The organism is Streptomyces sp. Ag82_O1-12, from assembly GCF_900182715.1.
GTDB classification, from domain to species: Bacteria; Actinomycetota; Actinomycetes; order Streptomycetales; family Streptomycetaceae; genus Streptomyces; species Streptomyces massasporeus.
On sequence record NZ_FXUW01000001.1, the window covers coordinates 827,377 to 842,130 of the forward strand.

The window sequence follows — 14,754 nt, forward strand, 5'->3', positions numbered from 1 at the left end:
GGGGCTGCCGTGCTCGGACGTTGTCGTTCCCCCGCGCCGCTCCCTAGGGGCGGCGCGGGGGGGTGCGGTGCGGGGCTGTTATGACGCCTTGAGCTGCTGGATGCGGACCATGTTGCCCGCGGGGTCGCGGAAGGCGCAGTCGCGGACGCCGTAGGGCTGGTCCACCGGCTCCTGGACCACCTCGGCGTCGCCCGCCTGCACCCGCTCGAAGGTGCCGTCGACGTCGCTGGTGGCCAGGACGATGCTGGCGTAGGTGCCCTTGGCCATCATCTCGGCGATGGTGCGGCGCTCGTCCTCGGTGATGCCGGGGTCGGCGGCCGGCGGGTGCAGCACGATGTTCGTGCCGGGCTGGCCGACGGGGCCGACGGTGATCCAGCGCATGCCCTCGTATCCCACGTCGTTTCTGACCTCGAAGCCGAGGGTGTCGCGGTAGAACGCCAGGGCGGCGTCCGGGTCGTCGTGCGGAAGGAAGCTGGCGTGAATGTGAAGGTCCATGGCCCTCACGCTAGTTTCGGCTCGCGGTGGGCGCTTCTCGATTCCTGACCGGTCGGGTCACCTGCTTCGACACGCACGAGGGAATGCCCGCCGTGGCGCGCGCCGCCTCCCGCCGGTAGGCACTGGGCGGCATGCCGACCAGCTCGGTGAAACGGGTGCTGAACGTGCCCAGTGACGCGCAGCCGACCTCGAAGCACACCTCGGTGACACTGAGGTCGCCCCGGCGCAGCAGCGCCATCGCGCGCTCGATGCGCCGCGTCATGAGGTAGCTGTACGGCGACTCGCCGTACGCCTGCCGGAACTCGCGGCTGAGGTGCCCGGCCGAGATGTGCACGCCGCGGGCGAGGGCCTCGACGTCGAGAGGCTTCGCGTACTCCCGGTCGATCCGGTCCTTGACGCGACGCAGTCGGGCGAGGTCACGCAGGTGCTCCGAGGCGGGTCTGCTGCTCACACATGCGATCGTGCCACATCACACGGACATGCGGTCGATTTCCGGAGGTCCCGGACCGGGCCCTCCCGGAGGGGGAGAGCGGGGTGGGAGGACACGGTCAGGACTCCGGGTTCTCCCGGACCGGGCCCTCCCGGAGGGGGAGAGCGGGGTGGGCGGACGCGGTCAGGACTCCGGGTTCCCGCCGCGCGCCTGCGTCAGGAACCGCGGCGCCTCGGGGGACCGCCGCCTCGAAGCCCCGCCGCACTGCCCTCTGCTGCCCGGCCGCCTCACCAGACCACCGCGCCGGACCACCGGATCGCCGCCCCACTGGGCCGACGCACCGGTCTGCCCGGCCGCCCGAGCACCGGACCAACCACCCGACCGCCCGACCAACCACCCAACCACCCGACCGCCCGGCCACCGCCCCACCGGCCCACCGGCCCACCGGCCCACCGGCCCACCGCAGGCTGAACGTTCCTGCCGGACCGGCCGCGCCCCCGGCTCACACCCCGGCCGCCGCCTCCGTCCGCTTCGCCAGTGCGGCCGCCGCCGCGCCCACCAGCCCGGCGTCGGTGCCCATCTGGGCCGGCGCCACGGTCAGGTGCCGGACGAAGGACAGCGTCGCGTAGGTGCTCAGGGCCTTGCGCAGGGGGTCGAACAGGACGTCGCCCGCCTTGCCCACTCCCCCGCCGATCACCGCGATGTCGATCTCCACGAGGGTCGCGGTGGCGGCGATCCCGGCGGCCAGCGCCTGGGCCGCCCGCTCGAAGGAGGCGACGGCCACCGGATCGCCGGACCGGGCGGCGGCGGCCACCGCGGCGGCGGAGGTGTCCCCGTCGGGGCCGGGCAGCCAGCCGTTCTCCAGCGCGCGCCGGGCGATGTTGGGGCCGCTCGCGATGCGCTCCACGCAGCCGTGCGCGCCGCACGGGCACAGATCGCCGTCGAGGTCCACGCTGATGTGACCGATGTGGCCCGCGTTGCCGGTGGGCCCGGGGTGAAGCCGGCCGCCGAGCACCAGACCGCCGCCGACGCCCGTGGAGACGACCATGCACAGCGCGTTGTCATGGCCCCGGGCGGCGCCCTGCCAGTGCTCGGCCGCCGTGATCGCCACGCCGTCGCCGATCAGCTCGACGGGCAGGTTCCCGGCGGCGGCCCGGACCCGGGCGACGAGCGGGTAGTCGCGCCAGCCGGGCACGTTGACCGGGCTCACCGTGCCCGCGGAGGCGTCCACGGGCCCGGCGCTGCCGATCCCCACAGCCGTGGCACGACCCCACAGCGGCGACGCGGTGAGCTCGCCGAGCACCTCCTCCACGGCCCGCATCACGGTGTCGCCGTCCTCCCGGGCGGGCGTCGGCCGCTGGGCGCGGACCTGTATCCGGCCGCGGCCGTCCACCAGAGCGCCGGCGATCTTGGTGCCGCCGATGTCGAGCGCGGCCACGAGGTCGGTGTGCATCAGAGTCGGATCTCCCCGTCGGGCATGCATGAGAAAAACGCCGAGAAAGCCATCAAGCAGGGCAAGCAGCAGACCGGCCCCGTGGCGGTGCGCGGGTCCGGAGAGTGCGGTGGACAGTCTCCCCCGAGCCTGACAACGTTGTCCAGGCTCTATGCTCGACGCCACATCCTCATACAAACCCAGGATCGACGCACCCCCCGTGGACGACAGGACAGGACACCGCACCGTGCCCCAGACCCCCCTCCGATCCGCAACGCGCTACGGCACCCGGCCGACCATGAAGGACGTGGCGGCACGCGCCGGAGTCGGCCTCAAGACGGTCTCCCGTGTCGTGAACGGGGAGCCGGGGGTCACCCTGGAGACGGAGCGGCGGGTCCAGGAGGCGATCGACGCGCTCGGCTTCCGCCGCAACGACAGCGCGCGGGTGCTGCGCAAGGGCCGCACGGCGAGCATCGGCCTGGTCCTGGAGGACCTCGCGGACCCGTTCTACGGACCCCTGAGCCGGTCGGTCGAGGAGGTGGCCCGCGCGCACGGCGCCCTGCTGATCAACGGCTCCAGCGCGGAGGACCCCGAGCGTGAGCAGGAACTGGTACTGGCCCTGTGCGCGCGGCGGGTGGACGGGCTGGTGGTGATCCCGGCCGGGGACGACCACCGGTACCTGGAGCCCGAGCTCAAGGCGGGTGTCGCCACGGTGTTCGTGGACCGGCCGGCCGGGCACATCGACGCCGACGTGGTCCTGTCGGACAACTTCGGCGGCGCCCGCGACGGCGTCGCCCACCTCATCGCCCACGGGCACCGCCGGATCGGCTTCATCGGCGACATGCCCCGCATCCACACCGCCGCCGAGCGGCTGCGCGGGTACCGGGCGGCGATGGAGGACGCGGGCATACCGGTGGCGGGCTCCTGGATGTCCCTCGGCGTCACCGACCCCGAGCGGGTGCGCAGGGCCGCCGAGGAGATGCTGACCGGCGCGGAGCCGGTCACGGCGATCTTCGCGGGCAACAACCGCGTGACGGTCACCGTCATCCGGGTGCTCGCCGAGCAGGCCCGCCGTGTCGCCCTGGTCGGCTTCGACGACATCGAGCTCGCCGACCTGCTCCAGCCGGGCGTCACGGTCGTCGCCCAGGACGCCTCGGACATCGGCCGCACCGCGGCGGAACGTCTCTTCCGGCAGCTGGACGGCACCCTCGTCACCCCCGAGCGCATCGAGCTGCCGACCCGGCTGATCACCCGCGGCTCGGGCGAGATCCCGCCGGCGGACTGAGCGGCCCATGGACGACGCCACCGATCGCACCCTGCGGGCACTCGGCCTGGCCGAGGCGCCGCGTGAGCACCCCCTGCTGTATCCGGGGGCGTGGCCCGCGGATTCCGGGCTCCTCGACGGCGACCGCTTCCTGCCGCCGGAGCGCCTTGTGTACGAGGACCGCACACCCGTCATCGCCATCGGCTCCAACGGCTGCCCGGGGCAGTTGCGGCACAAGATGACGGAGTTCGGGATCAGGTCACCGCTGCCGATGGTGAAGGCACGGGTGACGGGCCTCGACGCGGGTGTCTCCGCGCACGTGAGCCGCATGGGATACGTGTCGGCGTCGCCGGTCGGCGCCCCGGGCACCGTGCGGGAGTTGTTCGTCCTGTGGCTCGACGCCGAGCAGCTCGCGGTGATCGACGCGAGCGAGGGCGTGCCGGTGCCGGGCGGCAACTTCGACCGGGCCTGGCTGCCGTCGCCCGATGTCCGGATCGACCTCGCGGACGGCACCCGCCTGCCCGGGGCCTACGCCTACGTCAACCGGCACGGCGTCCTCCACGACGGCACGGGCACGCCGCGCACACACCCGGGTGAGCGGCAGTTGCTGACCGAGCTCCTCGTCGGACTGCCGCGCCTGCGGGAGCTGTTCGGTGTCGTGCCCGAGGAGTTCTGCGCACGGGCACGCGGCGACCGTCGGCTGTGCGAGCGGGGCACCCGGTTGTTCATCGAGGAGAAACTGGTGACGGCCTCCGGTCTGGAGCGGTACGTGGCCGCCTCGGCGCGGACTCAGCAGAGCGGGAGCCCGGGGACGGGCGCGTCGTTGTCGCCGCCCTTGATGTAGACGTCGCTGACCCAGACGTCCGTGTTGCCGCTGTCGTCGTCGGTCTTCGCCCACCAGACGTTGGTCCACTGGCCGGAGGTCTCGCGGCGGCCCAGATTCTGCTGGCAGTAGAAGTAGTTGGTGCCCGCCTTGAGGATGCCGGCCTTGGTGCCGGAGGCGGTGTAGGAGTCGGCGGTCTTCCAGACCTGGCAGTTGTACGTGCCGCCGCCGATGGGGTGGCAGACCGGGGCCGGGGTGGTCGAGCCGCCGCCCGTCGTGGCGCCGCCCCCGGAACCGCTGCCGGAGGTGCCGCCGTCCGGCGCCCCAGCGCCGCCGGTCGACTTCCCGGGGGCCGGGGTGGTCGTCCGGCCGGTGGGCTCGGGGTCCTTCTTGTCGGCCGGTTTCTCCGTGGGAGCTGTGCCCTTGTCGTCGCCCTGTTGGGTGGCCCTCGGGGCGTTCGAGCCGTCGTCCGCTGCGCCGGGCTCGGAGGACCCGGCCTCCCCGCGGGCCGCGTCGGTCCGCGCGCCGGTCTCCTTGCCTCCGGAGTCGTTGAGGAGGGCGATCGTGGTCCCGGCGGCGGCTAGGACGAGGGCGACGGCCGCGGCGGCCGGCAGGAGGCGCGCCCTGCGGCGGGAGGCGGTGCGGTCGGGGGTCATCGGGGTGGTCGGGGCGGAGGCGCCGGGGGTGGCGCTGCCGGGGTCGAGCGGTCCGAAGCCCTGAGGGCCGGTGCCCGGGTTCTGCGCGCCTGGGCCCGCCGGAGCGGGGTGACCGGGGCCCGGGGCCTGCGCGCCGGGGTCGGTGCGTCCTGGCCCGCCACGGTCCACGGTCCCCGCCGCCCCCTCGGACGCGCCCGCCGTGCCGAAGCCCGGGGTGTTCGTCCCCTCCTGAGGCCCGGCCGCGCCCTGCTGCGGAGGCCCGAACCCCGGCGGCACCGACGGGACGCTGCGTTCCGTCTCCGCGCGCGGGGGTGTGGCCGCCGGACCCCGCAGGGTGGACGTCGGCGTGTCGGTGCCGCCCGTGTCCGCGACCGCCTGGAGCAGTGCGCGGGCCTGGTCGGCCTCCGGGCGGGACTCGGGGCGCTTGTCCATCAGCCGTTGGAGGACCGGCCCGAGGGGACCGGCGCGGCGGGGCTCCGGCAGCGGCTCGGAGACGATCGCGGTGAGCGTGGAGAACGTGGACGTGCGTCGGAAGGGCGAGGAGCCCTCGACGGCCGCGTACAGCGTGGCGCCCAGGGCCCAGATGTCGGAGGCGGGGCCCGGGTCGGCGCCCTGGGCCCGCTCGGGGGCCAGGTAGTCGAGGGAGCCGACGAGTTCGCCGCTGCGCGTGAGGTGCGTGGCCGAGCCGTCCCCCGGATCGTCCATCGTGGCGATGCCGAAGTCGGTGAGGACGACCCGCCCCGAGCGGTCGAGCAGGATGTTGCCGGGCTTGACGTCCCGGTGCAGGACGCCCGCGCGGTGGGCGGCGGCCAGCGCGTCCATGACCTTCGCGCCGATCCCGGCCGCCTCACCCGGGCCGAGCGTGCCGCGCTCGCGCAGGACGTCGTCCAGTGACGGCCCGTCGACCAGTTCCATGACGATGAGCGGGCGGCCGTCGACCTGGGCGATGTCGTGCACGGCGATGACACCGGATTGGCGTACCCGGGCCGCCGCGCGGGCCTCGCGCTGCATCCGCAGCTGAAGAGCGGCCAGTTCGGGGCCGGCCGCGTCGGTGTAGGTGCGCAGTTCCTTGACCGCGACCTCACGGCCGAGGACCTCGTCGACAGCCTTCCAGACGATGCCCATGCCGCCGCGCCCCAGCGCCGCCGTGACGCGGTAGCGGCCCGCCAGCAGCCGCCCGGCCCCGTCCGTCTGCCCGTGCTCCCCCGTCGACACCGCTGCCCCGTTCCTGTGACCCCACCGGATGCGCCGGCGGACGACTCCGCCGGTGCGTGGCGTACAGACTAAGGGGCGGCGGTGACGGCGACAGCCGCCGACGACGGCTGTGACAGGGCCGGTACGTGCCGGCGGATCCGGCGTGCGGAAGCCGTCAGGCGGAGGCCGTCAGGTCCCCGCGCCGGGGCGCCGCGAAGCTCTCCAGGTCCGCCCGGGTCAGGCCGGCCAGGCGGGCCACCTCCCCGATGTCGAGGGCGCCGCAGTCCAGGCCCCGCAGCAGGTAGCCGCTGAGGGCCTTGGCGGTGGCGGGCTCGTCCATGACGTCACCGCCGGTGCCGTTGGCGTAGCGGGACAGTCGGGCGGCGGCCTGCTCGAAGCCCTCGCGGTAGAAGGCGAAGACGGCCGCGTAGCGGGTGGGGAGGTGGCCGGGGTGCATGTCCCAGCCCTGGTAGTAGGCGCGGGCCAGGGCGCGGCGGGTGAGGCCGTAGTGCAGGCGCCAGGCGTCGTGGACCTTCGCGGTCGGGCCGACCGGGAGGACGTTCGTCGAGCCGTCCGAGACGCGCACGCCCGTACCGGCCGCCGCGACCTGCATGACGGCCTTGGCGTGATCGGCCGCGGGGTGGTCACTGGCCTGGTGGGCGGCGGAGACGCCGAGGCAGGCGCTGTAGTCGAACGTGCCGTAGTGCAGTCCGGTGGCGCGGCCGTCGGCGGCCTGGATCATGCGGGCGACGGTGGCGGTGCCGTCGGCGGCGAGGATGGACTGGCTGGTCTCGATCTGGATCTCGAAGCCGATCCGGCCGGGCTCGAGCCCGTGCGCCTTCTCGAAGGCGTCCAGGAGTCGTGCCATGGCGGTGACCTGCTCGGCGTAGGTCACCTTCGGCAGGGTGAGGACCAGGCCGTCGGGCAGGCCGCCGGCCTCCATCAGGCCGGTGAGGAAGATGTCGAGGGTGCGGATGCCCCGGGCGCGTACGGGCGCCTCCATGCACTTCATGCGGATGCCCACGTAGGGGGCGGCGGTGCCTCCCCCGGCCTCCGTCCGGGAGGTGCCCCCGGCGTGGGCCTCGGCGACGATGCGGGCGGCGCGAGCGGCGGCCTCGTCCTCCTCGGCGTCGGGGCGGTTGCCGTAGCCGTCCTCGAAGTCGACGCGCAGGTCCTCGATCGGCTCGCGCTCCAGCTTGGCGCGCACGCGCGCGTGGACGGGCTCGGCGAGTTCCTCGGAAAGGCCGAGGACGGCGGCGAAGGCCGCGGCGTCCGGGGCGTGCTCGTCGAGGGCCGCGAGGGCCCTGTCGCCCCAGGAGCGGACGGTGTCGGCGGCGAAGACGTCGCCGGGTACGTAGACGGTGTGGACGGGCTGGCGGGTGCCGGGGTCCCCGGGGTAGCGGCGCTCCAGCTCCGCGTCGACCGGCGCGAGGGAGGCGCTGATCTCCTCGCTGACCGCGCCCGCGAGGCTCGTCGCCACCTTCTCCTGCTGGCCCTGACCCATTCCGAGACCCTCCTCTTTTCCGCTGTACGGAATCAACAATCCGTAGAGCGAAGCTATCGGCCGACCTTCGGCCTGGTCAACACCGTCGTGAAGTGGGGTTCCCCATCCTTCACCCGTGGTCACCGCCGACCCGCCCTCATCTTCCGTATTCAGAGGGCAAGCTTCATCCTGACGTGCAAGGGGAGGGAGACCACGTGCCGAACGAGGCCGGAGTGACGCGCCGCCACGGGCTCAAGGCGGCTGCGGCCGCCGCCATCGCAGGACCGCTGCTCACCACCGCGGGCCCCACACAGCCCGCTGCCGCCGGCGAGCACCCGGGCGCTCTGGACGTCATGACGTTCAACGTCCGCTTCGGGACCGTCGTCGACACGACACCGCGCTGGGAGGTGCGCCGGCCGGTGATGCGAGAACTGCTGCGCCGCGAGCGACCGCACGTCATCGGCACCCAGGAAGGGCTCTACCGGCAAGTGCGCGCGATCGAGAAGGATCTCGGCGAGCATTACGACTGGATCGGCACCGGACGCGGGGGCGGCAGCAAGGACGAGTTCATGGCGGTCTTCTACGACACGCGCAGACTCGAGCCGATCGAGTTCGATCACTTCTGGCTGTCCGACACCCCGTACACGATCGCCTCGAACACCTGGGGCGCGGACTGGCTGCGCATGGTGACCTGGGTCCGTTTCGTCGATCTCGGCGACGGGGGACGGGAGTTCTACGTCCTCAACACCCACCTGGACAGCGTCAGCCAGTACGCCCGGGAACGCGCGGCCGGACTCATCGGCGAGACGATCGCCGGGTGGGACCGGTCATTACCGGTCATCGTCACCGGCGACTTCAACGCGGCCGCCCACGACAACCGGGCGTACGACCTCATGCTGGACATCGGGCTGGTGGACGCCTGGGACGCGGCGGCCTCGCGGGGTCCGGCGTACGGGACGCACCACGGCTACCGGGCGCCCAGGCCCGGCGGGCGGCGCATCGACTGGATCCTCACCACCCCCGGGGTGACCACGCACCGGGCCGGGATGAACACCTTCAGCAGGGACGGGACGTATCCGAGCGACCATCTGCCGGTGCAGGCCTCGATGACCCTGGGATGAGAAGAGCCCCCGTGACCGTTCGCGCGGTCACGGGGGCCTTGCACGGCCGGGGGCCGATCAGCCCTTGCGGGTCTTGATCTCCTCGGTGAGGGCCGGGACGACGTCGAAGAGGTCGCCGACGACGCCGTAGTCGACGAGGTCGAAGATCGGGGCCTCGGCGTCCTTGTTGACCGCCACGATCGTCTTCGAGGTCTGCATACCGGCGCGGTGCTGGATCGCGCCGGAGATGCCGTTGGCGATGTACAGCTGCGGCGAGACGGACTTGCCGGTCTGGCCGACCTGGTTGGTGTGCGGGTACCAGCCGGCGTCCACCGCGGCACGCGAGGCACCGACGGCCGCGCCGAGGGAGTCGGCGAGGGCCTCGATGATCGCGAAGTTCTCCGCGCCGTTGACGCCACGGCCACCGGAGACCACGATCGCGGCCTCGGTCAGCTCCGGACGGCCCGTCGACTCACGCGGCGTACGGCCGGTGACCTTGGTGCCGGTGGCCTGCGCGGAGAAGGTGACGTTCAGGGCCTCGACCGCGCCGGCGGCCGGGGCGGCCTCGACGGCGGCGCTGTTGGGCTTGACCGTGATGACCGGGGTGCCCTTGGAGACACGGGACTTGGTGGTGAAGGACGCGGCGAACACCGACTGCGTGGCCACCGGGCCCTCGTCGCCGGCCTCGAGGTCGACGGCGTCGGTGATGATGCCGGAGCCCAGACGCAGCGCCAGACGCGCGGCGATCTCCTTGCCCTCGGCGGAGGACGGCACCAGCACGGCGGCCGGGGACACGGCCTCGTGCGCGGCCTGGAGGGCGTCGACCTTCGGTACGACCAGGTAGTCGGCGTACTCGGCGGCCTCGTGGGTGAGGACCTTGACCGCGCCGTGCTCGGCGAGGGCGGCGGCGGTGTCACCGGCGCCGTTGCCCAGCGCGACGGCGACCGGCTCGCCGATGCGGCGGGCCAGGGTCAGCAGCTCCAGGGTGGGCTTGCGGACGGCGCCGTCCACGTGGTCGACGTAGACGAGAACTTCAGCCATGGGACTTCTTCTCTCCTGCTTGCGAAAGATGAGGGGCGGTCAGCGAAAGGGCTCAGATGAACTTCTGGCCCGCGAGGAACTCAGCGAGCTGCTTGCCGCCCTCGCCCTCGTCCTTGACGATCGTGCCCGCGGTGCGGGCCGGACGCTCGGACGCGCCGTCGACCTTGGTCCAGGCGCCCTCCAGGCCGACCTCCTCGGCCTCGATGTCGAGGTCGGACAGGTCCCAGGACTCCACCGGCTTCTTCTTGGCCGCCATGATGCCCTTGAAGGACGGGTAACGGGCCTCGCCCGACTGGTCGGTCACGGACACGACCGCCGGGAGGGAGGCCTCCAGGCTCTCGGAGGCGGCGTCGCCGTCGCGGCGGCCCTTGACGGTGCCGTCCTCGACGGAGAGCTCGGAGAGCAGGGTGACCTGCGGGACGCCCAGGCGCTCGGCGAGCAGGGCCGGGACGACGCCCATGGTGCCGTCGGTGGAGGCCATGCCGGAGATGACCAGGTCGTAACCGGCCTTCTCGACGGCCTTGGCCAGGACCAGGGAGGTGCCGATGGCGTCGGTGCCGTGGATGTCGTCGTCCTCGACGTGGATCGCCTTGTCGGCACCCATGGACAGCGCCTTGCGCAGGGCGTCCTTGGCGTCCTCGGGGCCCACCGTCAGAACGGTGATCTCCACGTCGTCGTCGGAGTTCTCGGAGATCTGCAGCGCCTGCTCGACCGCGTACTCGTCGAGCTCGGAGAGCAGACCGTCCACGTCGTCCCGGTCGACGGTCAGGTCATCGGCGAAGTGCCGGTCGCCAGTGGCGTCGGGCACGTACTTCACAGTGACAACGATCCTCAAGCTCACGCCGGCTCTCCTACTGCATCGTCATTTCCATGCTGCCTACTTGCAGGCAGCATAGGCGCCTCTAGCGTCCGATCCCGGTCGGGGCGAACCCACGCCTCGAGCGAAATATTACTCGTCAGTACACCCAGTTCGTTCCCGCTAAGCAAGCGCTTTGAACTGTGACCTTCGCAACGCAGCGTAACCGGAACTCGACGGTCACGCAGCCCGGGGGACGCCCCGTTCAGTCACGCAGGCGCTGGAATCGTCCCTGGTGGTAGAGGAGCGGACGGCCGGCGCCCGAGGGGTCGCCGTGCACCACCTCGGCGAGCACGATCCGGTGGTCCCCGGCGGGTATGCGCGCCACGACCCGGCCCACCAGCCAGGCCACCACCCCGTCGAGGACCGGGACGCCCTCGGGCCCTTCCCTCCAAGCGGTGGGCGGGCCGAAGCGGTCGGCGCCGCTGCGGGCGAAGGTGGCGGCGAGTTCCTGCTGGTGCTCGCCGAGGATGTGGACACCGACGTGGTCCGCCGCCGCGATCGCGGGCCAGCTGGAGGAGCCCGTGCCGACGCCGAAGGACAGCAGGGGCGGCTCGGCGGAGACGGACGACAGGGAGGTGGCGGTGAAACCCACCGGTCCGGCCTCGCCACGAGCGGTGATGACGGCGACTCCCGCCGCGTGCCGCCGGAAGACCGAGCGCAGGAGGTCGGGCGTGGCGAGAAGGTCCGCAGGCATGGGGTCAGGCTGACGATAAATGGTATGCGCAGTCAAGTTCGTTCCGTGATGTGGGAGATGACTCACTGGCGGCGTCACACCCGTCACACCGCCTCCCCCAGCGCGGCGATCACGTCGGCCTTGCGCGGCTGCCCCGTGGCCCGCCGCACGACGCGGCCGTCGGCGTCGAGGACCAGCACCGTCGGCGTCTTGAGGATGTCCAGCCGCCGCACCAGGTCCAGCTGGGCCTCGGCGTCGATCTCGACGTGGGTCACGCCGGGCACCACCGCGGCGACCTCGCCGAGGACCCGCCGGGTCGCCCGGCAGGGCGCGCAGAACGCACTCGAGAACTGCACGAGCGTGGCCCGCTCGCCGAGTTCCGCACCCAGTTCCGCCGCATCGAGCCGCTTGCCGTCGTCCCGCCCGCGCACCCGCGCTCTCCCGCTCCGCCGCCGTTGCAGCACTCCGTAGGCGCTCGCCACCGCGAGCACCACCACGCACACCACCAGTCCGGTCATCACCTGCTGCAAGCGTTCACGAGACCGCAAAGATTCCCGGCCCCTGCGCACGGCCGGGCTGCGGAATGCTTGGTTCTCATGGACATCGATGTGAGGGGGCCGCGCTTCGGCGCGGCCGTCACGGCCGCCGTGCTGGCGGTCGTTCTGGTCACCGGGAGCGCCTGGCTGCTGGCCTGGCAGACGCTGGCGTTCCTGCTCGGCGCGGCGGGCGGGGTCCGACGCTCCCCCTACGGCCTGCTGTTCGCCAAGGCCGTACGGCCGCGGCTCGGGCCGCCGAGGGAGTTCGAGGCGCCCGAACCACCGCGCTTCGCCCAGGCGGTGGGGCTGCTTTTCGCCGGACTCGGGCTCGTCGGCCTCACCCTGGGACCCGGCTGGCTGGGACTCGCAGCGACCGGCGCCGCGCTCGCCGCCGCCTTCCTCAATGCTGCGTTCGGGTACTGCCTGGGATGCGAGTTGTACCTGCTCGCGCGGCGGGTGACGGTGCGCGCGGGGTAATGGGAGAGCAAAAGCACGAGGTGGGAAGCGCGGGGCGACGTGACGAGAATCTCGCCGCCGTCGGGCACGAGGACTGGCTACCCGGCCGTTCTTCGGGCACGATCTGCGACAAGCCGTAAACCTACGGCTGCGTAACTTCCACTGGGAATCCCTTCCCAGGCAGAGCAGGAAGGGTCCGACCCGCCCATGGCAGAGCTCGTCTACCGTCCCGTCGTCGGTTTCGCCCGCACGCTGTTCAAGGTGTGGGACCTCAAGATCGACCTCCAGGGTTCGGAGAACATCCCGCGCTCGGGCGGCGCCGTGCTGGTGAGCAATCACATCAGCTACCTGGACTTCGTCTTCGACGGCCTGGCGGCGCTGCCGCAGAAACGTCTCGTGCGTTTCATGGCGAAGGAGTCCGTCTTCCGGCACCGGATCTCCGGCCCGCTGATGCGCGGCATGAAGCACATCCCGGTGGACCGCAAGCAGGGCGAGGCGGCCTACGCGCACGCCCTGGACTCGCTGCGATCGGGCGAGATCATCGGGGTCTTCCCGGAGGCGACGATCTCGCCGTCCTTCACGCTGAAGAGCTTCAAGTCGGGCGCGGCGCGCCTGGCCCAGGAGGCCGGCGTCCCGCTGATCCCGATGGCGGTGTGGGGCACGCAGCGGCTGTGGACCAAGGGCCACCCGCGCAACTTCAAGCGCAGCCACATCCCCATCACCATCCGGGTGGGCGAGGCGATCGAGGCCTCCCGCGACAAGTACGCGGGCGCCATCACGCGCCAGCTGCGGGAGCGCGTCCAGGAGCTCCTGGAGGCCGCTCAGCGCGCCTACCCGGTCCGCCCCAAGGGTCCGGACGACACCTGGTGGATGCCCGCGCACCTCGGCGGCACGGCCCCGACGCCGGAGCAGGTGCGGGCGACCGAGGCGCACTGACGCCCGTCCCGCCGGGGCTCAGGCCGTGGGCTCCGGAGCCCGGACGGAGATGTCCGCTCCGGGGCTGAACTGCGCCAGCAGTCCGGCGAGTTCCGCCGCGGCCGCCGTCACCTCGGCGACCGGCATCGGCGCCAGGCTCTCCAGCAGGAAGACGCCCGACGTCGTCTTCTCGGTGAGCCGGGTGCGCGGGCCCTGACGCCAGTTCCAGCGCCGGCAGGTCACGCCCGCGTCGTCGCACCACACCACTTCGCCCGCGTCGGGGTGCTCGACGCTCTCCTCGCCCCCGGCGACGGTCACGAACTCCTCCCGCCCCGTGGCGCGGATGAGCCGCATGCCGCCCTCGATACGGTCGATGTCCTCGCCGCCCACGGGGATCAGATGGGCGACGGAGACGGCGTTGTAGAGGTCGGCCAGCGCCTCCGCCGAGTTGCGGGTCCGGGACGGCTTCGAGCCGAACGCCGTGTAGACCTGGCGCCAGGCGGCCATGTGCGGGTCCTCGTGCGGGGCGCGGCCGTCCAGTCGTGCGGCGAGCCGGCGGGCGGCGTCGTCCAGCAGGGCCGAACCGGCCTCGCTGCTCGGCCCGTTGACCAGGCCGTGCGCCTCGATCGCGACGTGGGTGAAGCCGGGCGCGAGGGCGCGTACGTCGTCGGACACGGTCAGCGTGAGCGTCATGGTCGTCGCCTCAGAGTGCGGTGGGGAGCGTCTGCCACAGGTGCCGCCGGTCGCGAGCCGCCGTGAGGGCGTCCAGCACGACCGGATGCGGTGCTGCATACAGTACCGGGTAGTCCAGTTCACTGGACGCCGGGTCGGGCGTGAAGGCGAGCCGCTCACCGTCGAGGGAGAACCGGGCGTCGACACCGGGTTTGTTGCCCCGGGGGTCCTGCCGGTGCCACGCGCCGTTGAACCGCACGGCGACCAGCCCGTGCACCACGTCGAACTTCTGGTAGCACAGCGCGGTGGGGATGTCCTCGGCCCGCAGCAGGGCGGTCAGCGCGTGGGCCTTGGCGTAGCAGATGCCGGTGCGCCGCTCCAGGACGTCGGAGGCGCGCCAGGTGACGCGGAGATCACCGGAGTCCTGTGAGTGCGGGATGGTGTCGCGCACGAACTCGAAGGCCATCCGCGCATACTCATACGAGTCGGCCACCCCGTCGGCGAGCCTCGCCGCCGTCTCGCGCACGAGCGGGTGGTGGTGGTCGATCACCTCGTCGGCGGCCAAGTAAGCGGAGAGGTCGGGCGCCTGCTGGATCATCTGCATGCGCGCAGAGCTTAGGAAGTGACCCACTCCCGAGTCAATCACTTTCCGTACTTCCGTATACCTATGCATCACGGAGAAGAACGGCTGAACACCGCCGCAACCAGTCGCGCCGTCACAACCC

At 72.5% G+C, this 14,754-nt stretch carries 16 protein-coding genes; 5 read left to right on the top strand and 11 right to left on the bottom strand.

Annotated features, from left to right (window positions below; all coding sequences use genetic code 11):
• Window positions 1-78: 78 nt before the first annotated feature.
• From QOL88_RS03875 to QOL88_RS03885, 3 genes are all read right to left on the bottom strand, one after another.
• Complete coding sequence (locus tag QOL88_RS03875) at window positions 79-495, bottom strand: VOC family protein (protein ID WP_031106776.1); 417 nt, start codon at window positions 493-495, stop codon at window positions 79-81.
• A gap of 10 nt (window positions 496-505) precedes the next feature.
• The gene (locus QOL88_RS03880) at window positions 506-946 is read right to left on the bottom strand and encodes a helix-turn-helix transcriptional regulator (protein ID WP_097215088.1); all 441 of its coding nucleotides are present in this window, start codon (window positions 944-946) and stop codon (window positions 506-508) included.
• Window positions 947-1,427: 481 nt separating this feature from the next.
• On the bottom strand, window positions 1,428-2,378 hold the full coding sequence (locus tag QOL88_RS03885; RefSeq protein ID WP_097215089.1) for an ROK family protein: 951 nt from the start codon (window positions 2,376-2,378) through the stop codon (window positions 1,428-1,430).
• A gap of 277 nt (window positions 2,379-2,655) precedes the next feature.
• Between QOL88_RS03885 and QOL88_RS03890 the strand changes: the two genes are divergently transcribed.
• Together QOL88_RS03890 and QOL88_RS03895 are read left to right on the top strand one after the other, a co-directional pair.
• On the top strand, window positions 2,656-3,642 hold the full coding sequence (locus tag QOL88_RS03890) for a LacI family DNA-binding transcriptional regulator (RefSeq protein ID WP_257028032.1): 987 nt from the start codon (window positions 2,656-2,658) through the stop codon (window positions 3,640-3,642).
• Window positions 3,643-3,649: 7 nt separating this feature from the next.
• Window positions 3,650-4,465, top strand: a complete 816-nt coding sequence (locus QOL88_RS03895; RefSeq protein ID WP_097215091.1) for a hypothetical protein — start codon at window positions 3,650-3,652, stop codon at window positions 4,463-4,465.
• Here QOL88_RS03895 and QOL88_RS03900 read toward each other — a convergent pair.
• Together QOL88_RS03900 and QOL88_RS03905 are read right to left on the bottom strand one after the other, a co-directional pair.
• On the bottom strand, window positions 4,411-6,315 hold the full coding sequence (locus QOL88_RS03900; RefSeq protein ID WP_097215092.1) for a serine/threonine-protein kinase: 1,905 nt from the start codon (window positions 6,313-6,315) through the stop codon (window positions 4,411-4,413). The genes QOL88_RS03895 and QOL88_RS03900 overlap by 55 nt on opposite strands.
• 154 nt (window positions 6,316-6,469) lie before the next feature.
• A complete protein-coding gene (locus tag QOL88_RS03905) occupies window positions 6,470-7,798 on the bottom strand; it encodes a DUF6986 family protein (RefSeq protein ID WP_097215093.1) in 1,329 nt (442 codons plus the stop codon).
• Window positions 7,799-7,992: 194 nt separating this feature from the next.
• On the opposite strand from QOL88_RS03905, the gene QOL88_RS03910 reads away from it, so the two are divergent.
• Entirely contained in the window at window positions 7,993-8,898 is a 906-nt protein-coding gene (locus QOL88_RS03910) for an endonuclease/exonuclease/phosphatase family protein (protein WP_097215094.1), read from the top strand.
• 57 nt (window positions 8,899-8,955) lie between these two features.
• Here QOL88_RS03910 and QOL88_RS03915 read toward each other — a convergent pair whose 3' ends face one another.
• From QOL88_RS03915 to QOL88_RS03930, 4 genes are all read right to left on the bottom strand, one after another.
• Window positions 8,956-9,918 (bottom strand): electron transfer flavoprotein subunit alpha/FixB family protein, encoded by a 963-nt coding sequence (locus tag QOL88_RS03915; RefSeq protein WP_097215095.1) that lies wholly within the window; start codon window positions 9,916-9,918, stop codon window positions 8,956-8,958.
• A gap of 52 nt (window positions 9,919-9,970) precedes the next feature.
• Window positions 9,971-10,759, bottom strand: coding sequence for an electron transfer flavoprotein subunit beta/FixA family protein (locus tag QOL88_RS03920; RefSeq protein ID WP_097215096.1), 789 nt, complete (start codon window positions 10,757-10,759; stop codon window positions 9,971-9,973).
• A gap of 220 nt (window positions 10,760-10,979) precedes the next feature.
• The gene (locus QOL88_RS03925; protein ID WP_097215097.1) at window positions 10,980-11,471 is read right to left on the bottom strand and encodes a flavin reductase family protein; all 492 of its coding nucleotides are present in this window, start codon (window positions 11,469-11,471) and stop codon (window positions 10,980-10,982) included.
• Between the two features lie 83 nt (window positions 11,472-11,554).
• Window positions 11,555-11,968 (bottom strand): TlpA family protein disulfide reductase, encoded by a 414-nt coding sequence (locus QOL88_RS03930; protein WP_097215098.1) that lies wholly within the window; start codon window positions 11,966-11,968, stop codon window positions 11,555-11,557.
• Between the two features lie 78 nt (window positions 11,969-12,046).
• On the opposite strand from QOL88_RS03930, the gene QOL88_RS03935 reads away from it, so the two are divergent.
• Together QOL88_RS03935 and QOL88_RS03940 are read left to right on the top strand one after the other, a co-directional pair.
• Window positions 12,047-12,463 (top strand): DUF4395 domain-containing protein, encoded by a 417-nt coding sequence (locus QOL88_RS03935; protein WP_097215099.1) that lies wholly within the window; start codon window positions 12,047-12,049, stop codon window positions 12,461-12,463.
• Window positions 12,464-12,649: 186 nt separating this feature from the next.
• On the top strand, window positions 12,650-13,378 hold the full coding sequence (locus tag QOL88_RS03940) for a lysophospholipid acyltransferase family protein (RefSeq protein ID WP_097215100.1): 729 nt from the start codon (window positions 12,650-12,652) through the stop codon (window positions 13,376-13,378).
• A gap of 18 nt (window positions 13,379-13,396) precedes the next feature.
• On the opposite strand, the gene QOL88_RS03945 is transcribed toward QOL88_RS03940, so the two are convergent.
• Together QOL88_RS03945 and QOL88_RS03950 are read right to left on the bottom strand one after the other, a co-directional pair.
• Entirely contained in the window at window positions 13,397-14,050 is a 654-nt protein-coding gene (locus QOL88_RS03945) for a B3/B4 domain-containing protein (protein WP_097215101.1), read from the bottom strand.
• Between the two features lie 10 nt (window positions 14,051-14,060).
• Complete coding sequence (locus QOL88_RS03950; protein ID WP_097215102.1) at window positions 14,061-14,633, bottom strand: transglutaminase-like domain-containing protein; 573 nt, start codon at window positions 14,631-14,633, stop codon at window positions 14,061-14,063.
• Window positions 14,634-14,754 lie beyond the last annotated feature (121 nt).